This window comes from Arthrobacter sp. KN11-1C (genome assembly GCF_052180225.1).
GTDB lineage: Bacteria > Actinomycetota > Actinomycetes > Actinomycetales > Micrococcaceae > Arthrobacter.
Map to the genome: position 1 here is coordinate 3639228 of NZ_CP197467.1, position 18814 is coordinate 3658041.

Genomic DNA, 18814 nt, shown 5'->3' on the forward strand with positions numbered 1-18814 from the left:
TTGGGTGCGGTTCGGGGGCTCGGGTTCATGCGGGGGCTCCGGCCATGGTTCCAGCCACTCCCGGCAAACGGTGCAGTCCGCGTGCCGCTCCCCTGGCCTTGAGCGACATGACGAACGCCAGGACTCCGGCCACGGCCCGGTACAGCTCTACGGGGATTTCCTGGCCCAGTTCGCACGCCGAATGCAGTGCCCTGGCCAGCGGAATGTCCTGGACCATCGGGACTGATTTCGCTTCCGCCTCTTCCCTGATGCGGGCAGCGATCACCCCCGCTCCCTTGGCCACCACGCGCGGTGCCGCTTTGCCGGCGTCGTACTTCAGCGCTACGGCGACGTGCGTCGGGTTGACGATCACGACGTCGGCGTCTGCGATCGCGCCGATCATGCGGTTCCGGCTCATGCTCAATTGCCGCGAGCGGCGCTGGGACTTGATGAGCGGATCGCCGTCGCTGTTTTTGTTTTCGTCCTTGATTTCCTTTTTGGACATGCGCGTCTTCTTGCGGTTGCGGCGCATGACCACGAAGATGTCCGCGGCAGCCAGGACCAGGCCCGCCAGCACCGCGAACTGGATCAACGAACCGATGCCTCCGGTGGCTGCCGCGAGGATGCCGGACACCGGCAGTCCCCCGGCGGTGAGCAGCACGGGGATGAGTCCCTGCACCACCGTGTAGAGGACAAGCCCGACGACGGCGGTCTTCAGGAGCGCTTTCAGCCCGCCCCACAGCGCCTGCGCGCCGAAGACCCGCTTGAGGCCGCTGACGAGGTTGAAGTGCTCAAACTCAACGCGGAATTTCTTGAAGTGGATGCCGCCCTGCACGGCGGATCCGGCCACCACTACCACCATGACCACCACGAACAAAGGCCCCAGCACCTGGGCCAAGGAGCCGAATCCGGCTTCGAGCGCCGCCACTGCCTTGGCCGGTTCGGGGTTCGCGATCACGGCGCGGACGGTGAACAGTTGGTCCGCGGCAACGTTGGAGGCACGCTCGATGGTGGAGGGGATCATGGCCGCCGCGGAGCCGACGGCGAGCCAGGCGGTGAGGTCCTGCGAGCGGGAAAGCTGCCCTTTGGACCGGACTTCCCGCATCCGTTTGTCGGTGGCTTGCTCGGTTTTCTCCTGTGAATCCGACATCAGCCCACCCCCATCAGGGTGTTCGCCGCCTGCTCGGCGAGCATGGCAACGAGCCGGGGCAGCGCCAGGAACAGGAATCCTGCGAGCCCGAGGGTGATGAAGACCTTGAGCGGGAAGCCCAGGGCGAAGGCATTCAGGGCGGGCGCAACGCGGGTGAGGAGCCCGAGCCCGATGTCGGCGAGTACCAGGACCACCAGCAAGGGCCCGGCGATTTGCACCGCGGAAAGGAACATCCCCGTGACAGCCGAGATCATGGCTTGGACAGGCTGGGCCATGTCCAGTCCCCCGGCCAGCGGCAACGCGGTGAAACTCCCGGTCAGGCCGCCGATCACCAGCTGGTAGCCGTCCGAAGCGAAAAGCAGGGCCAGGGCGGCCATCTGCATCAGCCGGGTGAATTGGGCACCGTTGATCATCATCTGGGGATCGAAGCCCTGGGCCATCTGGAAGCCGCTGAAGAGGTCTATCAAGCTGCCGGCCGATTGGATCGCGGCGAAGACGAGCAGGACGAGGAAGCCGAGGACCACCCCGGTCACGAGTTCAAGCACCACGGCCGTGATGAAGCCAGCGGTGTCCTTGGAGGTGTAGCCAACGGAGAGGCGTTGGGAAACGGCCAGCCCCAAACCGATGCCGAGCATCCCTTTGATGCGCAGTGGAATTGCCTGGTGCGAGAAGGGCGGGGCCACCACCAGGAAGGCCGTCATCCGGACGGAGGCCAACAGCAGGACCTCAAGCCAGGACTCGTTGAAGGGAAGATCCACTTCACGCTCCGCCGATCAGCCCGGGTATCCGGGCAAAGAGCTCGTTGGTGAAGGAAACAGCCTCGGTGATCATCCAGTGCCCGCAAACCACCAAGGCCACGGCCACGGCGACTGCCTTGGGCACGAAGGAGAGGGTGGCTTCCTGGAGCTGGGTGATGGACTGCAGCAGGGAAATGGCGAGGCCTACCACCAGTGCGGTGACCAAGGCGGGCGCGGCCAGCTTGGCCGCAAGAATCAGGGCCTGGAGGCAAATGTCCAGGACTGCGTTGGTATCCATCAGCCGCTCGAATAACTCTGGATCAGGGCGGTGATCACCAGTCCCCAGCCGTCCACCAGGATGAACAACAGGATCTTGAAGGGAAGGGAGATCATGACCGGCGGGAGCATCATCATGCCCATGGACATCAGGGCGGCCGAGACCACCAGGTCGATCACCAGGAACGGGATGAAAATGACGAAGCCGATGATGAACGCAGCCCGGAGTTCGGAGATCATGAACGCCGGGATGAGGGTCTGCAACGGGACCGATTGCGGGTTGGCCGGGTTAGCCAGCTTGGCTGCCCGGGTCATGAGGGCAATGTCTTCCTGCCGGGTGTGGGCCACCATGAAGTGCTGGAGTGGCGCGGATCCGGCCGAAACGGCTCCGTTGAAATCCAGCGTCCCGTTCAGGTAGGGCTGGATGCCGACGTTGTTGATCTCCGAAATCACGGGCCACATCACGAAGAGGGAAAGGAAGAGCGCCAGCCCTGCCAGCACCTGGTTGGGCGGGATGGACGGGAGGGACAACGCGTTGCGGGTCATGGCAAGCACCACGAAGATCTTGGTGAACGAGGTCATCATGAGCAGCAGGGCGGGAGCCACGGAGAGCAGCGTGATCCCGATCAGGGTAACCACTGCGGTGGATGGCTTTCCGTCGAGCCCGTTGATGTTGATGCTGACGTTGCCGTTGGAGGGTTGGGCCGGTGCCGTGGGAACTGCGGGAGCCGTGGGTGGAGTCGGGCTGACCGGTGCCGCATGCCCAATTGCGGTGCCCAGCCACAGGAACAGCGCCGTCAGCAAGAGGACACAGAGCACCGCGGGCAGTGTCCTGCGCACGGCCAGCAACTTCCTGCCGGTGCGGTGGGCATCGGCAGGCCCAAGAGTCGCGATCAATTCCGGCGTCCCCTGATGGCCTCGGCGGCCTGCCGCCACGTGGAACCGGCAAGGATGGATCCGTGCATGGGCTGTGCCTTGTCCAGCCCGCTGCGCCGGTGGATCTCGCTGCGGCGAGTGTGTCCGGCAGCTTGGAGTCCGCTGCCTTGGGGTGCCGTTTGGGGCCCGTTGTCCGGAAGCGACGCTCCCCCGGCGTCACGGAAGATATCGGCGAAGCTTTCGGGTGCCGTCGCGATTTCAGGAAGTTCCACGGGGACGTCACCGCTGTGCAGGACGTTGATGGCGTGTTCGGTGACGCCCAAAAGGAATCGCTTGTCACCGGCGTCGACCACCACAACGGAGGCCTTTTGGCCGACCGTCTGCCGGCTGACCACCGTCAGGGTGGTGTTGGCCCGGCGTCGGCCTTTGGCCTTTCCTTTGAGCAGGCGGCGCTGCAGGACCCATATGAGCCCCAGCACCGCACCCAGGGCCACGAGCACGCGCAGCCCGAGGATGACGGAATCCATCTAGTAGATTCCCTCGGCGACGTCCAGGATGCGGGTGATGCGCACGGCATAGTCCTGGTCCACGACGACGACTTCACCGTGCGCGATCAGGCGACCGTTGAGGAGGACGTCCGCGGGTGCACCGGCCGAGCGGTCCAGTTCGATCACTTTGCCCGGTTCCAGGGCGAGGGCGTCGCGCACGGACATGCGGGTGCGGCCGATTTCCACGGTGAGGGCCATTTCGACGTTGCTGATCAATCCGAGGCGGGACGAAACCGCCCCGGACTGAACGTTCCGCGCGGCGGCAGCGTCCTGCACGGTCCCGTGTTCGCGGACCCGGACAGCGAACCAGCCAAACGCCTGCCCGCCGTCCATCGCTTGCTGCTGGCGGAGTTCAAAAACAGCAGTCTCGGGGTCGGACAGCAGCCCGGCGGCGTCTTCCTCGCGCAACTCCCCCAGCACGCCGGCGTCGAACGCGTCGGCTGCGTGTTCCATCGCGGGACGCAGGACGTCGATGGCCGACACGACGGCGGAGTGGCCTTGCTGGGCGCCGCCGGCAGCGGCCAGGAAGGAACGGTCCGTGAGGATGAGGGCGAAGTCCGCCGTCACTGCTCCCACGAACGTAGCCGTGACCGCGAGGGGTGCGTATGCCGATGCGGCCTGGGGCGGGACAATGCCGGCGACGTGCAGCGTGGCGGGAGTCGGCAGCTGCGTGGCCAAACGCTCGGCCGCGGACTCGTGCAGGGTCAGGGTGATGCTCATCGCTGGTTCTCCTCGATTGTGACGATGACGGCGGCTGCACGGGAGCCGTTGCGGGCAGGTGCCGCGGTGGCCAGGCGGGTGCCGTTGATGGCGACGTCGAACGGCCGGTTCTCCAGGTGCGGCAGCTGAATGACGTCCCCGACGGCGAGGCCCAGGATCTGCGCCGGCGTCACCGGAGTGGGGCTCAACTGGATGGCGACGTCCACCGGCACCTGGGTGACCTGGGCGCGGACCAGTGCCTCGGCGTCGCGGCTGTGGACGGTGGGATTTACGTCGCCGAGCCCGGAAAGGAGGATGTCGGCCGGAATCGCGAGGCTGGCAGCGGCAAGGCTTTCGCCCACCTTCACGGTGAATGAGGCCACGATCATGAGTTCCGCCGGAGCCGCGGCTTGGGCGAACTGGGAGTTGTACTGGATGACGTCCATGCGCACCGGGGTGGTCAGCAGGGCACCAAGCGAATAGCTCAGGTCCTCCAGCCCGTCTTCGACCATGCGGCTGATGAGGGCCTGCTCGATCTGGGTGAACTTGCGGTCCGGGACTGCCGTCTCGCTCGCCCCGCCCAGCATGCGGGTGACCCAGGACAAGGCCGCCGTGGCGGGAAACTGCATGACCAGCCGCGACTCGCTGCCGTCGATGCGGCACAGCACCATCGAGGTGACCGAAGGGAGGGACGCCGCGTATTCGTCGTAGCTCTGCATGATGAGCTGTTCAAGGGTCGCGGTGGACTTCACGCGGACCTTGGCCGTGAGCTGTGTTCCCCATTGGCGGGCGAACGTTTCGAATGCGACTTCCAGGACGCGGCTGTGCTGGCGCGGCAAGGTGGTGGGCCTGCGGAAGTCATAGACGTCCACGGTGCGCTGCCGTACCGCCGATTGATCTTCCTGTTCACTCACGGTTGCCACTATCGGCAAGGAAAGTGCGGGCGTAAGGGACGAGTTTTGGGAAGGATCGTGGGTGTGGCCCGTGGGCTGCGTTCCGAAACGCAGCCCACGGGCCACACCCACGAACTCAGGCGAAGGCTACGCGGCCGGAGCCTGGGAAATCCTCACCATGTTGCCCGAAGGATCGCGGAAGGCGCAGTCGCGCGGACCCCATGGCTGGTCGATTGGCTCCTGCATGACCTCCGCGCCGGAAGCCCTGACCTTCTCGAAGAGCGTGTCGACGTCGTCGGAGCGGAAGACGATCGGCCCCAGGACACCCTTGGTAAGCAGCTCCTGCAGGGAGTCGCCGTCGGCCTTGGACCGGCCCGCGTGAGGTTCGGAAAGCACGATTTCAACACCCGGCTGGTCCGAGCTGCCCAGCGTCACCCAACGGAATCCGCCTTGTGCGACGTCGTTGAGCACCTCGAGGCCGAGGGCATCCCGATAGAACGTGAGTGCTTCGTCGGGATCGTTGACAGTGATGTGTGAGTACTGCAGTGAAATAGTCATGGCAACGACGCTAGTCCGCTGCACCCACACGCGCTTCTCGAATCCTGCTCGCTTCCTGCGGGAGGCTAAGGAGTTCCGAAGCCGGCGTCGCCGAGAACCTTCTTGCCTTCGCTTCCCGTCACCAACGCGATGAATGCCGCGGCCAGGTCCTTGTTCTTGCTGGTGCCCACGGTGCCGATCGGGTACGTGTTGACGGCCTTGTCCGCCTCGGGGAAGGTGATGCCCTTGACCTTGTCCCCGGCACCCTTGACGTCGGTGACGTAGACGAGTCCGGCGTCGGCCTCGCCGGAGGCCACCTTGCCAAGGACGTCAGTCACGGATGACTCTTCACTGACAGGCTTCAAGGTTGTACCGGTGGCCTTTTCGATGGTTTGCGCTGCCGAGCCGCACGGCACCTGGCTGGCGCAGACGACCACCTTGACGCCCGGCTTGGCCAGATCCGCGAAGGAACTGATCGACGCCGGGTTCGACGGCGGGACGGCGATGGTCAGGACGTTGGTGGCGAAGTTCTTGGCCGTTCCGTCGAGCAGCTTGGCGTCGGACAGTTTGGCCATGTTCTTCGTGTCTGCCGAGGCAAAGACATCCGCGGGGGCGCCCTGGGTGATCTGCGTGACCAGGTCAGATGACCCCGCGAAGCTCAGCGCCACTTTGGTACCCGGGTTCGCAGCCTCGAATTCGCTGGCCAGCTTGGTGAATGTTGCCTTCAGCGAGGCAGCCGCGTAGACCGTCACTGTGCCGGAGAGTTTTGGCGTTTCCGTGGCGCTGGCCGATCCGCTGCTTGCGGTGCTCGCGGGAGTGCTTGAACCGCAGCCGGCCAGGCTGGCCGCGAGGGCGCCGGCAACGAGCAGTGCGGCGAAGGGCTTGCGGGTGATCCTCATATGGCGCTCTTTCCTTGGGGTGTTTCGATGATGACTGTGGTGGCCTTGACCACGGCTGTGGCGACCGAGCCGAGTTCGAGTCCGAGCTCCCGGACCGCCTCGCTGCTCATGAGGGACACGACACGGAAGGGACCGCATTGCAGTTCCACTTGTGCCATGACCTTGTCCGCCGTGATGCCGGTGACCAGTCCGACGAAGCGGTTGCGTGCCGAGCGGCCCACCCGGGTGGGATCCTCGGGCAGCTGGGCCTGGTCCCGCGCGAGGTGGGCAAGTTCCAGCCCGTCAACGGCCAGCCGACCGGAATCATCCTTGACCGGGGTCAGGATGCCGTTCTCGGTCCAGCGCCGGACGGTATCGTCACTGACGCCCAGGAAACGAGCTGCTTCAGATACTCGAATATTTGGCATAGCTTCAGAATAATCCTCAAATGCGGTAATGACGGCATGTAACTTCCGCAAATCAAATGTGACCCGCTTTCCCGCGGTGGTGCTGTCCCGGCCGGCAGGCGTCCAGGACGCAGCAGAGGTCCCGCCCTGTCGGGGCGGAACCTCTGGCGTATTTGGCCGGCTACGGCGTATCAGTCAGTCAGTCTGCGGCAACGGCAAGCGCTTCGCGATTCTTGCTGGCATCGTTCCGGCTGGGCCGCGTGCGTATCTTCGCCACGCACGCGGGCATGGCGGCCACGGCCAGGTGTTCGCGGGCGCGGTACGTGCTGGGCGGCACCCCCACGAGTTCGGTGAACCGCGAGCTGAAAGAGCCAAGTGACGTACAACCGACCTCCATGCACGCGTCGGTCACGCTCATTCCGCCGCGCAGGAGTGCCATCGCGCGCTCGATGCGGCGGGTCATCAGGTAGTTGTAGGGGGTCTCGCCATAAGCGGCCCGGAACTGCCGGGAGAAGTGTGCCGGTGACATGAACGCATGGCTGGCCATGGTGGGTACGTCGAGGGGTTTGGCGTACTCGCGGTCGATCAGGTCACGGGCCTTCCGCAAGTACGTGAGCCTGGCGATGTCTTCCGGGGTCATGCCACGAGCGTACCTCGGCACGCCGGCCACTTCCATGGTGTCCGACATCGTCACGACACCATGCCGTCACCGGCCGCTCATGGCACACGGCCGCTATTGGCCGCCGGCCCTGGCCTTGAGCGCCTCGGGGATCAGTGCGCGGACCACTTCGGGCTTGTCCGAGAGGACGACGACGTCGACCCTGCGGTTGAGTTCCATGAGCGCCTCGGTGGAATCGTCGTTGACCTGCCGGGCGGATCCGTACGCGACTGCGCCGATGTGCCCTGCCGAAATGCCCCCGTGGTCGACGAGGTACCTGAGGACATTGACGGAGCGTGCGGAAGAAAGCTCCCACGTGGAGGGGTACGAGGTGACCCCGTTGGCGGCATGGCCTTCCACCATGATTTCGAGGCCCGCCTTGGCCATGGTGGGGGCAATCATGCCGAGGACCTGGCTCGCACGGGGCGTGAGGTCCGGCCGGTCGGCTTCGAAGAAGGTCTGCGATCCTACGAGTTTCACGGTGAGTCCGCGTTCGTTGATCTGGAACTGCACATTGGCCCCCAGCCCCGCGGCGTCGAGCTTGGACTTCATGTCGTCGCGCAAAGCGGTGAGCCGGGCCGCTTCCTTCAGTGCGAGGTCCAAGTTGGAGAATCCCTGGGCGTCGGCGCTGGTGTATTCCGGCGGGACGACGGTTCCGGTGGCGGTGTCCACCTTCTGGCTGACCACCGTGCCGAATCCCGTGGCCAGCGAGTTGCGGAGCTTGTCGAATTTGGCCTGGTCCACGGTGGACATTGCGAAGAGCACGATGAACATGCACATGAGCACCGTGACCATGTCCATGTAGGAAGCCATCCAGCGTTCGTCGACGTGCTCTTCCGCGGGAGGTGAGCCGCGGCGGCGTCGGGACCTCATGCGGCCTTGGACGAAGCGAATTTGCCGGGGCGGGTTTCGTCGTCGTCGCTCTTGCTTGCGGTTTTCGCCTTGCCGAGCCGGTCCGGGGGAACCATGGCGCGGAGCCGTTCGGCGAGCAGGAGGGGCTGGGTCCCGTTCTGCACCGCCAGCATGCCCTCCATCAAGAGGGTCATACGTTCGATTTCCAGCTCGGAGAGTCGCTTGAGCCGCGAGCTAAAGGGCAGCCAGATGAAGTTCGCGGACAACAAACCCCACAGGGTTGCCACGAAGGCGGAGGCGATCATCGGCCCCAGATGATCGGGCGAGGAAAGGTTCTCAAGGACGTGGGTCAGCGATACCACGGTGCCGATGATGCCGATGGTCGGCGCGTAGCCGCCCAGGCTGGCGAAGAATTTGGCAGAGACGTGGTCGCTGCGCATTTTGGAGTCGATCTCGTCTTCCATGAGGATGCGCAGCTCTTCGGCGTCCGTGCCATCGGCGATGTTCTGCAGGGCCCGGGCCAGAAAGGGATCCTTCTCCTCCGTGGCCGCCTCTTCGAGGGAGAGGAGACCCTCGCTCCGTGCCTTCTCGGCGAAGCCGATCAGCTGGTCGATGCTGTCCTGGGGCTTGTCCGTCTTTCCCTTGAACGCCTTGGGGAGGTCCTTGAACGCCCGGATGGTATCGCGGAACGTATTCCCGGCCAGTCCCACGGCCAAGGTGGCCCCGAAAACCAGGACCATGGGCGCGGGAAGCAGGAGTGCCATGAGGTTGGCGTCTTCGAGGGTCACCATGGCGACCACCGAGCCGAAGGCCAGGAACAAGCCGATTATTGTTGAGGGATCCATGGCTTACCTTCCGTCAGGGTCCGGTGTGCGCACGAGGCTCAAGGGATAGCCCGTCACGGTGGGGAGATCCTGTGCCCGCCGAAGAATATAGGCCCGGTAGTTCGCAATCAGTTCCACGACCTCCACGAGGCTTTCCCGTACAACGTACGTGGCGCCGTCGAGGGTCACCAGATGGGTGTCCGGGCTTTCGTGGATCCGTTCAATGATGTCCGGATTCACGGCAAAGCGAGTGCCGTTCAGGCGGGTGACAACGATCATGGGCCGTTTCTGCTTAGGTAGGGAGGCGCTGTGAGGAGGCGGTTCAGTCCCTACTGTCGGCCGGATGCTCGCTCGCGTTAGCTTGCCGCCGATCTGCGTCTCTCCAGCTACCCCTCAGCAGAGGCCCACTGAGCCCTGTCAGGACGTGCGGACCAAGCGGGAAAGGGCCATGGGAAGCGTCAAGACGGCGACGGCGGGAACCACCCACCAGACTCCGCCGACTCCCGCGGAGCTCAGCGCCGCGGTGACGGCAAAGGACGCGGCTATGGCAAGTGCCACCCTCCAGTCGTCCCCAATGATGAAGTCGTACCAAAACAGGCCGAACCGTTTCAGCGAGCCCGCCACCGAGGACTTGCGCGGCCCCGCAGCCGGGGTGATCCCCGCGGTCACGGTGCGGGTCCGCGCTGCGGCTTCCGGACTACCGGGCTCCATGGACGCTCCCGCGGGAGAACCGCCGTCGTGGATCGCATCGCCGGATGCCTGGACGGACTGGGTTGGCGCGGACTCGGTTGGCGCGGACTCGGTTGGCGCGGTCACCGCGGCCGGCGTTGCTTTGGAGGGACGGCGGCGAAGCACAGCCACGATGGCCAGGGCGATGACGGCCAAGGACGGGATGATGACCAGGAGGGAGAGATCAGCCACGGGCCACACGGCGCCCGCACCCTCGGCACCCCAGAAGATGCCGAAGCTCGTCAGCATGATGCCGACGATGAACTTCATGGTGTTCTCCGGCACCCGGGAAAGGGGTCCGCGCACGATGATCGCCGCAACGGCCACCAGGACCACTGCCGCTGCCGCAGCCCATGCAGCCAGGCCGAGTTGGCCTTGGATGTTGCCGAAAGTGACCACGATGAACGCAACTTCCAGTCCTTCGAGCAGGACTCCCTTGAACGAGAGGGTGAAGGCGTACCAATCGCCCACCCCGAAGCGCGATCCCCCGGCCGCGGACTGTGCCGCGGCAAATTCACGACGATAGATGGCGTCTTCATCGTGAAGGGCCTTGTGTCCGCTCGCGCGAAGGATGGCCTTGCGCATCCACTGGAGGCCGAAGACAAGCAGGAGCCCTCCGACCAAAACACGCAGGACGTCCAAGGGAATCAGGGCGATCGCAGGCCCGAAGACGATGACGACGGCGGCCAGGACAACGAGGCCGACGCCGACGCCGGAGAGCGCCGAACGCCAGTCACGGGCGGTGCCTGCAGCCAGAACGATGGTGGCGGCTTCCACTGCTTCGACCAAACAGGCGAGGAAGACGGACAGGAGCAACGCGGTGGTATTCAAAGGTGCCGCTTTCTTGTAACAGCTGTTAGATCATCAACCTATTGATCGTGACTCCGTACTCATAACAGATTCTACTGATCCGGTGAATGAAAAGTTAAGGGCTTTCGACAACCGGGTCCCGACGCTTCGGCCCGGGGCCAAGGAGCAGCGGCGGATAGAATCCGAACATGCGCCCTGCCGAATCGACCGACACTCCGGACGCGGGCGGGGCAGCCGAATGGCTGATCCTCGTCTACCGCGTCCCGTCCGAGCCCACCCGCTTGCGCGCTGCGGTGTGGCGGCGCCTCAAAGGATTGGGCGCCGTGTATCTGCAGAACTCGATCGCCGCGCTGCCGAAGTCACCGGCGGCGGAGCGCGCCCTCCAGAAGCTTCGCCACGAAATCCTTGACATGCCAGGAACGGCAATCCTGATGTCGTCCACCGTCATCGCAGGCGATTCCCACATCCTGAACCTCTATCAATCGGCCCGCACCGATGAATACGACGAGATCGTTGACCGCTGCAAGGACTTTCTCGCCGGGATAGAGAAGGAGTACCAGGCCAATCACTTCACCTATGCCGAGCTCGAGGAAAACGAGGTCGACTACACCAAGCTCGTCAACTGGCTTGCCAAGATCCGGGCGCGCGATTCCTTCCAGGCACCCGGCTCCACCGAAGCGGATACCGCCCTGGCCCAATGCGCACAGGCCTTGGAGGACTACGCGAGCAGGGTCTACGCAGAAGAATCCGAGGCCCACTAGGAGGCGCTTCCACTAGCCGCGCATTAGGGCACGTAAATCTTGCGTAATACATGTGATTCCAGTCACGATGGGGCTTTCTGGATGGAAATTTAGGTATGGCTAACCTAAAGTTTCAAGCTGTGAGCCCGCTTTTACTTCCCCCGGGCTCCCTTGGATTTGCTCGCAGAAAGAAGCCCTCATGAAGATTCGCGCTAACGCGCTGGCCGGCATCGCACTCGCCGCCACTGCAGCCCTGAGCCTGGCCGCGTGCGGCAACGGCACCGCCTCCTCCGCAGCCCCCGAGTCTGCGGCCGCCGACGCTAAAGTGGCCGGCGAGATCACGGTCTACAACGCCCAGCACGACACCCTGACCAAGGAATGGGTGGACGCGTTCACCAAGCAGACCGGCGTCAAGGTCACCATCCGTCAGGGTTCCGACACCGAGCTCTCGAACCAGATCATCCAGGAAGGCGCGGCATCCCCGGCCGATGTCTTCCTCACGGAGAACTCCCCCGCCATGGCCCAGGTTGAGAACGCCGGTCTCTTCGCGGACATCGACAAGGCCACCGTGGACCAGGTCCCGGCCGCATACCGCCCGTCCACCAACAAGTGGACCGGCATCGCCGCCCGCTCCACCGTCCTCGTGTACGACAAGACCAAGATCAGCGACGACAAGCTGCCCAAGTCAATGCTGGACCTGGCCAAGCCGGAGTGGAAGGGCCGGTGGGCCGCTTCGCCGTCCGGCGCTGACTTCCAGGCCATCGTTGCAGCCCTCCTCGAACAAAAAGGCGAGGCCGCCACCACTGAGTGGCTCAAGGGCATGAAGGACAACTTCAAGGCCTACAAGGGCAACAGCACAGCCATGAAGGCAGTCAATGCCGGCGAAGTCGACGCCGCATTGATCTACCACTACTACTACTATGGCGACCAGGCCAAGACCGGCGAGAACTCCAACAAGGTCACTCCGTACTTCTTCAAGAACCAGGATCCGGGCGCTTTCCTGTCCGTCTCCGGCGGCGGCGTGCTGAAATCCTCCAAGAACTCGGCGGCTGCCCAGGCCTTCATCAAGTTCATCACCGGCAAGCAAGGCCAGGAAATCCTCAAGAACGGCACTTCCTACGAATACGCGATCGCTTCCAACGTGGACTCGAACGCTAAACTCGTTCCCATCAAGGATCTGCAGGCTCCCACCGTCGATCCGGCCAAATTGAACTCCGCAAAGGTCACCGACCTGATGACCAAGGCAGGACTGCTGTAATTCTGTGACCACTGATCTATCGGCTCGCATCTCTCCGGACGTCCCGGAAGCCTCGGCGAGCACGACGACGGCGGGCAGGGGCAAGCGCCCCCGCCCGCCTTTCGGCGTTTCCGCAATATCCCTCCTGGCGGTGCTGATCGCACTGTTTTCGCTCATCCCGCTGGGGTACGTCGCGTACATGACGGCCGCAACCGGGTGGGACACCGCCGTCGCACTCATCGTCCGGCCGCGCGTCGGCGAGTTGCTCCTCAACACCGTCATGCTGGTGGTCTTCACGGTGCCCATATGCCTGGTGTTGGGGGTTGGCGGAGCGTGGCTCGTGGAGCGGACCAGGCTGCGGGGGCATCGCTGGTGGGCCGTGGCCCTGGCAGCCCCGCTGGCCATCCCGGCATTCGTCAACAGCTATGCGTGGGTAACCGCAGTCCCCTCCCTGGAGGGCATCTGGTCCGGCGTACTCATCGCCACGCTGTCCTATTTCCCCCTCGTCTACATTCCCGCCGCGGCGACCCTGGGGCGTCTCGACCCCGCGATCGAGCAGTCAGCGGCGTCCCTTGGCCTGGGGCCATGGGCCATCTTCTTCCGGGTCGTGCTGCCACAACTACGGATCGCCATGACGGGTGGCGCACTCCTGGTGTCGCTGCACCTGCTGGCCGAATACGGTGCGTTCGCGATGATCCGCTTCGACACCTTCACCACCGCGATCATGACCCAGTTCCAGTCCACGTTCAACGGCACGGCCGGGAACATGTTGGCAAGCGTCCTGGTGTTCTTCTGCCTCATCCTGCTCCTCGCTGAAGTCAGGAGCCGGGGAACCGCACGCTACGCACGCGTCGGTTCCGGTGCCCAGGCCAAGCCGACCAAGCTGCCCTTGGGCCTCTACCAACTTCCCTCACAGCTCGGCCTGCTTGCCCTCACGGTGTTGGCCTTCGGATTGCCGATCTTCTTTGTCCTGCGCTGGGTGATAGCTGGAGGCGCCCAGGTCTGGTCGGCCGACGAGTTCCTTCCGGCGCTGCTCCAGACCCTCGCCTATGGCACCCTGGGCGCCGCGGCGACAATCGTCGTCGGCTTCCCCATGGCCTATCTGGCCGTGCGGCACCCAAGCTGGTTCAGCAAGATGCTGGAACTCTCCAATTACGTCACCAGTTCCCTGCCCGGCATCGTGGTGGGCCTCGCCTTCGTCACGGTAAGCATCCGGATGGTGCCTGGGATCTACCAGACCTCCGGGGTCCTGATTGCCGCCTATGTCCTGTTGTTCCTCCCGCGGGCGCTGGTCAATATCCGCTCCGGACTGGCCCAGGCCCCCAAGGAACTCGACGAAGCCGCGCAATCGCTCGGCAAGGCTCCTTTGGTGTCCTTCCTGAAAGTGACGCTGCGCCTCACGGCTCCAGCGGCCGCCGGCGGTGCCGCGCTGGTGTTCCTCGCCATCGTGAACGAACTGACGGCGACGCTGCTGCTGTCCCCCAACGGCACGCATACCCTCGCCACCGAATTCTGGAGCAAGAGCAGCGAGATCGACTATGCGGGCGCGGCACCCTATGCCCTGCTCATGATCTTGCTGTCTGCCCCCATGACGTATCTGCTTTTCCAACAGTCCAAGAAAGTAGCCGGACAGTGACTGAACAATCCCCCTCAAGGCTTCCATCACCGCGCGTTGCGGCCTCTGTGGCTCCCACCACCAACACGCATCTGGACATCGCCGAGGTCACCAAGAACTTCGGCTCCCAGGCTGTGTTGAAGGGCGTGAACCTCTCCGTGGCCAAGGGCGGAACAACCGCCATCGTCGGGCCGTCCGGTTCGGGCAAGACCACCCTGTTGCGCCTGATCGCCGGATTCGAGCACCCGGACACCGGTTCCATCAGCCTCAACGGAAACAAGGTAGCCGGGAACGGAATTTGGGTACCTGCCCACAAGCGGCACGTTGGCTATGTTGCCCAAGACGGCGCGCTCTTCCCGCACCTTACGGTGGGGCAGAACATCGCGTTCGGACTGGATAGGTCAGCGCTCGACGGCGGCCGCCGCGCCGTCAAGACGCGCGTCCAGGAACTGCTCGACATGGTTTCCCTCGATGCGGACATGGCGAAAAGGCGGCCCCACCAGCTCTCGGGAGGCCAGCAGCAGCGGGTGGCTCTCGCCCGCGCCTTGGCCCGCGAACCGCAACTCATGCTCCTCGACGAGCCATTCTCCGCGCTCGACGCCGGCCTTCGCGTGGCCACCCGGCGGGCCGTGGCCAAGGTGCTGAACGAAGCCGGGGTCACCACTATCCTGGTGACCCACGATCAAGCCGAGGCCCTTTCCTTCGCGGATCAGGTGGCGATCATGCGCGGCGGAAAGCTGGCGCAGATCGGCAATCCGTTCGTTGTGTACACGCGTCCCGCCGACCGGGCCACGGCCGAATTCCTCGGTGATGCGGTCATCCTGGACGCTTGGATGGAAGGCTCCCTCGCCACGTGTTCGCTGGGCGGCATCCCCGTTCGCCGTCCCCCGGCGCAGGGCCTGGTGCAGTTGATGCTCCGTCCGGAACAGATCCGGATTGCTCCGGATGGTCCCATCCGCGGCGTCGTGGTCGATACCGACTACTTCGGCCCGGAGACCACGGTGCGGATCAAGCTCGCTCCGCGCGTTCCGGCCGAAGGTGCCGCCCGGACCTATCCAGGAGGCGGAGAGGTCATCACCATCCGCCACTGGAACGCGTCCATCACCAGGCCAGGCACGGAACTGAGCCTCCGGGTTGTAGGCGAAGGCGTGGCCTTCCCGATGGATGATTAGGGAGACAGCATGTCGCCGATGGCGCGCCGCGGCGCGTCGTGCTAGCATCGTGGCGATCGTGATCAATCGGCAGGAGGTGAGTCCCATGAACGCAGTATCCGCAATGGGTGCTCCCCTGCAGTCCACGATCTCGCGACTGAAATAGTCGCCACTGGGAGCGCCAAACAGGCAATTCGCGAAAGGCGACTCCCATGAACACAACATCTTCTTTACCTTTGCACTCCCGCGAGCGGGCGTTGGTCCTCGGTGGCGGCGGATCGACAGGCAATGCCTGGCTGATCGGCGTCCTCGCTGGCCTCTTCGAGGCCGGGCTGGATGTGACCGATGCCGATCTGACCATCGGCACGTCAGCCGGATCGACGGCCGCGGCCCAGGTTGCAGGCGCAAGCCCGACTGAACTGTTCGCCAACATCCTTGACGCCGTCCCACCGCAACGGCCCGCGCCGGTCGGGTCCGGAGCCGGACGCGCATCAGCCCGGCCGGTGGTGAACCACCTCGAGCGGATCAACAAGATCATCGCCGATGCCCAGAATGTGGCTGACATGCGTCGGCGACTGGGCGCGGCGGCGCTCGACATGGATGCGGCGTCGGACGGCGCTTGGTCATCGCAATGGCGCAGCACGGTCGCCACGCGGCTACCCAGCCAAGCGTGGCCTGAACGGACGGTGCTCATCACGGCGATCGATGCCCGTACTGGTGAGCCGCTCGCGTTCGACCGCCATAGTGGAGTCGATTTGGTGGACGCAATCGCCGCCAGCTGTTCCAGCGGCTTGCCTTACAAGATCGGAGGCAATCTCTACCTCGACGGCGGTTTCCGATCCAATGCCGAGAATGCCGATCTGGCAGCAGGATATGAGCGCGTCCTGGTGCTCTCGCCCTTCGGTGGCAGATCACTGCAACCATTCGAGTGGGGCACGCATCTGGCAACGCAGGTCGACGAACTCCGGGCCCGCGGAAGCCGGGTCGAAACGATCTTCCCGGACAGCAACTCCGAGCACATGTTCGGCGCCAATGCCATGGATCTGTCGCTGCGTCCTTCCGCGGCCCAGGCGGGTTACGAGCAAGGCAAAACCCTTGCCGGGCAGCTCACCGGGTTCTGGAGCTGAGTTACTGACTCCGGGACAGGCATAGCCTTATGCCATGACGGCAAGCTATAGGTACGACGTCGAGATCCTGCATCTCCTCGTGTCATCCGGCCACGCCTACTTCGGCCGTGCACGCGATGGTGCCGCCGACGTGCCCACCACGGACGCCGAGCGGGTCGACGTCGTCAGCGGCAAGGGCATCGTCGGTGACCGGTTCTTCGGCAAGGCCGCGCACATGGATGCCGCAGTCACCCTGATAGCCATCGAGTCGCTCGAAGCGATGGCTGCCGAGCTGGGGGTCGCACCTTTTGACCCGCTCCTCACCCGCCGCAATGTAGTCCTCAGGGGAGCCCACTTGGCTCCCCTGCTGGGCGAGGAGTTCGCGTTGGAATCGGGTGGCGGCGGGCCGGGCGGCTTCCACAGTGTGCGGCTTCGGGGCGGGCGGCCTGCCCATCCTTGCGCCTGGATGGACCAGGTCCTCGCTCCCGGAGCGCACGCCGCCATGCGCGGGCGCGGCGGCGTGCGCTGCCAACCGCTTTCGGATGGCATCCTGCATCGTGGCCCAGCTGTGTTAATTAGTCCCGTACCGCTTGATCCCGACAAGGCCGGTACGGCCACGCTCCTCCGGGCTTCACGGCTTCCCTAGGTCAATTCCTGCCGGGGCACCGGGTCGGAGGCAGCGATCGAGGTGTTGGCCTGGTCAGCAAATGAACGCTGCCGACGACTCGCCAGGAGGAACGGCACCGCGATCAACTCGATGACGCCGCTGATCGCCAACGAGGCGGGGTAGCCGTACACATCGGCAGCCCGGCCGAGCAGCGGCTGCACCACCACTCGATCCCATGAGTGAGTCGAAGCTGAGAACTGTCGCCCGCTGCTTCGACGGGATCATGTCGTTCACGTAGGCTTGCCGCACCGGTGTGGCAGCCGAGGCGACCATCGCCCAGAACGTCAACAGCGCGAGGGCCACCCAGAAGATACCCGCGAACCCGAGCGCCACCCAGAAGATACCCGCGAACCCGAGCGCCACCAGAATCGATGCGCTCACCACTCCGCTCACAATCAATACGGTGGTACGTTGACGAACGAGGCGCCGGATGCGCGGTGCAATCCACCCGCCCAGTACCTGCGCTCCTGCCACGATGGCCGCCGCCAGACCCGCCACGGAGTACGCGTGCGGGTCGCCGAACAGCTGGAGCAGGTACGGCTGCAGGGCATAGAACACGTAGACCCCGACACCGGCGCTGAACGGTGCTGCCAGCATCACGTAGCGTACGGGAGGATTTTTCAAACCGTTCTCGATCGAGGCGTCGACGACGGCGCGGCTCGCCTTGAGCGGGTGAGCGGAATGCTCGGGGGTGAATCCGACGTCGCGCATGAGGAAGAAGGCCACGACGAACATAGCGAGGAGCACCCCGACGCGAATCAGGAACGGCACTCCGAGATTGGTGGCCTGCGCGATCACCCCGCCAGCCACCGAGCCCGCAAGCATGGCAGCACCTGACACCATTTGCCCGCGCCCGAGCACCGTCTCGAGGCCACCCTCATATCCGGTGAAGCGCAACGCGTCGACGAGCCACGCCTCCACCGCACCCGAGAAGAAAGTGAAGCCCAAACCGAGCAGCAGCGACACCGCAGCCCACCACCAGAACGGGGCCGAAAACTGCCACAGCAGATAGTAAAGGTAGGTGGAACCGGCCAGCGTCACGGTGCCCAGGAGGAACGAAACGCGGCGTCCCCAACCGTCGGCCACCACTCCGGTGGGCACTTCGAACACCACCATTCCGGCTGTGAAGAAAGCGTTCGCCGCGAAGGCCTCGAGGTTGCTGAGCCCCGCATCCAGCAGGAAAAGGGTGTTGATCCCCCAGATGAACGAGGCCGCAAGGGTATTGCCAAGGGTCAACGTGAGAAAGATGCTTTGGATCTTTCGGGCGGCAGGGTTCATCGGGGCGACGTCCCCGCCTTGACGAGGGGCAACCACGTGGCCATTCTCGTCCGCTTCGGCAACTCGCGCCAGAGCCAGGCGGGGCTAAAGCGCGCTCTCCGGGCGATACCGCGAACCGCCATAGGTGCGCCCGGACGGCGGGCCCGGCAAGGCCGGCCCGCAAGGCC

21 protein-coding genes and 1 pseudogene are annotated in these 18814 nt (G+C 64.7%); 6 read left to right on the plus strand and 16 right to left on the minus strand.

Translation table 11 applies throughout. From position 1 onward, the window contains the following. Positions 1-25 precede the first annotated feature (25 nt). From ACSBOX_RS16945 to ACSBOX_RS17015, 15 genes are all read right to left on the minus strand, one after another. Positions 26-1129 carry an EscU/YscU/HrcU family type III secretion system export apparatus switch protein gene (locus ACSBOX_RS16945; RefSeq protein ID WP_442543493.1) on the minus strand — a complete coding sequence of 368 codons (1104 nt, stop codon included), beginning with the start codon at positions 1127-1129 and terminating at the stop codon, positions 26-28. Then, the gene (locus ACSBOX_RS16950) at positions 1129-1887 is read right to left on the minus strand and encodes a flagellar biosynthetic protein FliR (protein ID WP_442543494.1); all 759 of its coding nucleotides are present in this window, start codon (positions 1885-1887) and stop codon (positions 1129-1131) included. Before ACSBOX_RS16950 ends, ACSBOX_RS16945 begins: the two co-directional genes overlap by 1 nt. A gap of 1 nt (position 1888) precedes the next feature. Next, positions 1889-2164, minus strand: a complete 276-nt coding sequence (fliQ, locus tag ACSBOX_RS16955) for a flagellar biosynthesis protein FliQ (protein WP_078106307.1) — start codon at positions 2162-2164, stop codon at positions 1889-1891. Then, positions 2164-2982, minus strand: a complete 819-nt coding sequence (gene fliP / locus ACSBOX_RS16960; protein ID WP_442546054.1) for a flagellar type III secretion system pore protein FliP — start codon at positions 2980-2982, stop codon at positions 2164-2166. Before fliP ends, fliQ begins: the two co-directional genes overlap by 1 nt. Before the next feature lie 53 nt (positions 2983-3035). Continuing rightward, positions 3036-3545, minus strand: coding sequence for a flagellar biosynthetic protein FliO (gene fliO, locus ACSBOX_RS16965; protein ID WP_442543495.1), 510 nt, complete (start codon positions 3543-3545; stop codon positions 3036-3038). Further along, positions 3546-4286 (minus strand): flagellar motor switch protein FliN, encoded by a 741-nt coding sequence (fliN, locus tag ACSBOX_RS16970; protein WP_442543496.1) that lies wholly within the window; start codon positions 4284-4286, stop codon positions 3546-3548. Then, entirely contained in the window at positions 4283-5179 is an 897-nt protein-coding gene (locus ACSBOX_RS16975; RefSeq protein WP_442543497.1) for a flagellar motor switch protein FliM, read from the minus strand. Before ACSBOX_RS16975 ends, fliN begins: the two co-directional genes overlap by 4 nt. A gap of 126 nt (positions 5180-5305) precedes the next feature. Next, complete coding sequence (locus ACSBOX_RS16980; RefSeq protein WP_442543498.1) at positions 5306-5716, minus strand: VOC family protein; 411 nt, start codon at positions 5714-5716, stop codon at positions 5306-5308. A gap of 65 nt (positions 5717-5781) precedes the next feature. After that, positions 5782-6594 carry a molybdate ABC transporter substrate-binding protein gene (modA, locus tag ACSBOX_RS16985; RefSeq protein WP_442543499.1) on the minus strand — a complete coding sequence of 271 codons (813 nt, stop codon included), beginning with the start codon at positions 6592-6594 and terminating at the stop codon, positions 5782-5784. Next, positions 6591-7001 (minus strand): TOBE domain-containing protein, encoded by a 411-nt coding sequence (locus tag ACSBOX_RS16990; RefSeq protein WP_442543500.1) that lies wholly within the window; start codon positions 6999-7001, stop codon positions 6591-6593. Before ACSBOX_RS16990 ends, modA begins: the two co-directional genes overlap by 4 nt. A 178-nt stretch (positions 7002-7179) precedes the next feature. After that, on the minus strand, positions 7180-7620 hold the full coding sequence (locus tag ACSBOX_RS16995) for a helix-turn-helix transcriptional regulator (RefSeq protein WP_442546055.1): 441 nt from the start codon (positions 7618-7620) through the stop codon (positions 7180-7182). Between the two features lie 93 nt (positions 7621-7713). Continuing rightward, the gene (locus tag ACSBOX_RS17000) at positions 7714-8511 is read right to left on the minus strand and encodes an OmpA/MotB family protein (RefSeq protein ID WP_442543501.1); all 798 of its coding nucleotides are present in this window, start codon (positions 8509-8511) and stop codon (positions 7714-7716) included. Beyond that, positions 8508-9335, minus strand: coding sequence for a motility protein A (locus tag ACSBOX_RS17005; RefSeq protein WP_442543502.1), 828 nt, complete (start codon positions 9333-9335; stop codon positions 8508-8510). The genes ACSBOX_RS17000 and ACSBOX_RS17005 overlap by 4 nt, the downstream gene beginning before the upstream one ends. A 3-nt stretch (positions 9336-9338) precedes the next feature. After that, positions 9339-9593, minus strand: coding sequence for a flagellar FlbD family protein (locus ACSBOX_RS17010; RefSeq protein ID WP_442543503.1), 255 nt, complete (start codon positions 9591-9593; stop codon positions 9339-9341). A 138-nt stretch (positions 9594-9731) separates the two neighbouring features. Beyond that, positions 9732-10874, minus strand: coding sequence for a COG4280 domain-containing protein (locus tag ACSBOX_RS17015; protein WP_442543504.1), 1143 nt, complete (start codon positions 10872-10874; stop codon positions 9732-9734). A 167-nt stretch (positions 10875-11041) separates the two neighbouring features. Here ACSBOX_RS17015 and ACSBOX_RS17020 point away from each other — a divergent pair, with 167 nt between their 5' ends. The 6 genes from ACSBOX_RS17020 to ACSBOX_RS17045 all read left to right on the plus strand — a co-directional run bounded on the left by ACSBOX_RS17020 (position 11042) and on the right by ACSBOX_RS17045 (position 17348). Next, on the plus strand, positions 11042-11614 hold the full coding sequence (locus ACSBOX_RS17020) for a Chromate resistance protein ChrB (RefSeq protein WP_442543505.1): 573 nt from the start codon (positions 11042-11044) through the stop codon (positions 11612-11614). Positions 11615-11792: 178 nt separating this feature from the next. Continuing rightward, the gene (locus tag ACSBOX_RS17025; RefSeq protein ID WP_442543506.1) at positions 11793-12851 is read left to right on the plus strand and encodes an iron ABC transporter substrate-binding protein; all 1059 of its coding nucleotides are present in this window, start codon (positions 11793-11795) and stop codon (positions 12849-12851) included. A gap of 4 nt (positions 12852-12855) precedes the next feature. Next, positions 12856-14466, plus strand: coding sequence for an ABC transporter permease (locus tag ACSBOX_RS17030; RefSeq protein ID WP_442543507.1), 1611 nt, complete (start codon positions 12856-12858; stop codon positions 14464-14466). Continuing rightward, positions 14463-15617 (plus strand): ABC transporter ATP-binding protein, encoded by a 1155-nt coding sequence (locus tag ACSBOX_RS17035; RefSeq protein WP_442543508.1) that lies wholly within the window; start codon positions 14463-14465, stop codon positions 15615-15617. The genes ACSBOX_RS17030 and ACSBOX_RS17035 overlap by 4 nt, the downstream gene beginning before the upstream one ends. A 191-nt stretch (positions 15618-15808) precedes the next feature. Next, entirely contained in the window at positions 15809-16723 is a 915-nt protein-coding gene (locus ACSBOX_RS17040) for a patatin-like phospholipase family protein (protein ID WP_442543509.1), read from the plus strand. A gap of 34 nt (positions 16724-16757) precedes the next feature. Beyond that, positions 16758-17348 (plus strand): MOSC domain-containing protein, encoded by a 591-nt coding sequence (locus ACSBOX_RS17045; protein WP_442543510.1) that lies wholly within the window; start codon positions 16758-16760, stop codon positions 17346-17348. On the opposite strand, the pseudogene ACSBOX_RS17050 reads toward ACSBOX_RS17045, so the two are convergent. Beyond that, positions 17345-18647 (minus strand): annotated as a pseudogene (locus ACSBOX_RS17050) (MFS transporter). The gene ACSBOX_RS17045 and the pseudogene ACSBOX_RS17050 overlap by 4 nt on opposite strands. Positions 18648-18814: the final 167 nt, after the last annotated feature.

Bases quoted from the DNA above. Each gene is read 5' to 3' on its own strand.
- ACSBOX_RS16945 (WP_442543493.1), bottom strand. From the start codon at position 1,129: ATGTCGGATTCACAGGAGAAAACCGAGCAAGCCACCGACAAACGGATG.
- fliQ (WP_078106307.1), bottom strand. From the start codon at position 2,164: ATGGATACCAACGCAGTCCTGGACATTTGCCTCCAGGCCCTGATTCTT.
- fliO (WP_442543495.1), bottom strand. From the start codon at position 3,545: ATGGATTCCGTCATCCTCGGGCTGCGCGTGCTCGTGGCCCTGGGTGCG.
- fliN (WP_442543496.1), bottom strand. From the start codon at position 4,286: ATGAGCATCACCCTGACCCTGCACGAGTCCGCGGCCGAGCGTTTGGCC.
- ACSBOX_RS16980 (WP_442543498.1), bottom strand. From the start codon at position 5,716: ATGACTATTTCACTGCAGTACTCACACATCACTGTCAACGATCCCGAC.
- modA (WP_442543499.1), bottom strand. From the start codon at position 6,594: ATGAGGATCACCCGCAAGCCCTTCGCCGCACTGCTCGTTGCCGGCGCC.
- ACSBOX_RS16990 (WP_442543500.1), bottom strand. From the start codon at position 7,001: ATGCCAAATATTCGAGTATCTGAAGCAGCTCGTTTCCTGGGCGTCAGT.
- ACSBOX_RS16995 (WP_442546055.1), bottom strand. From the start codon at position 7,620: ATGACCCCGGAAGACATCGCCAGGCTCACGTACTTGCGGAAGGCCCGT.
- ACSBOX_RS17000 (WP_442543501.1), bottom strand. From the start codon at position 8,511: ATGAGGTCCCGACGCCGCCGCGGCTCACCTCCCGCGGAAGAGCACGTC.
- ACSBOX_RS17005 (WP_442543502.1), bottom strand. From the start codon at position 9,335: ATGGATCCCTCAACAATAATCGGCTTGTTCCTGGCCTTCGGCTCGGTG.
- ACSBOX_RS17010 (WP_442543503.1), bottom strand. From the start codon at position 9,593: ATGATCGTTGTCACCCGCCTGAACGGCACTCGCTTTGCCGTGAATCCG.
- ACSBOX_RS17020 (WP_442543505.1), top strand. From the start codon at position 11,042: ATGCGCCCTGCCGAATCGACCGACACTCCGGACGCGGGCGGGGCAGCC.
- ACSBOX_RS17025 (WP_442543506.1), top strand. From the start codon at position 11,793: ATGAAGATTCGCGCTAACGCGCTGGCCGGCATCGCACTCGCCGCCACT.
- ACSBOX_RS17040 (WP_442543509.1), top strand. From the start codon at position 15,809: ATGAACACAACATCTTCTTTACCTTTGCACTCCCGCGAGCGGGCGTTG.
- ACSBOX_RS17045 (WP_442543510.1), top strand. From the start codon at position 16,758: ATGACGGCAAGCTATAGGTACGACGTCGAGATCCTGCATCTCCTCGTG.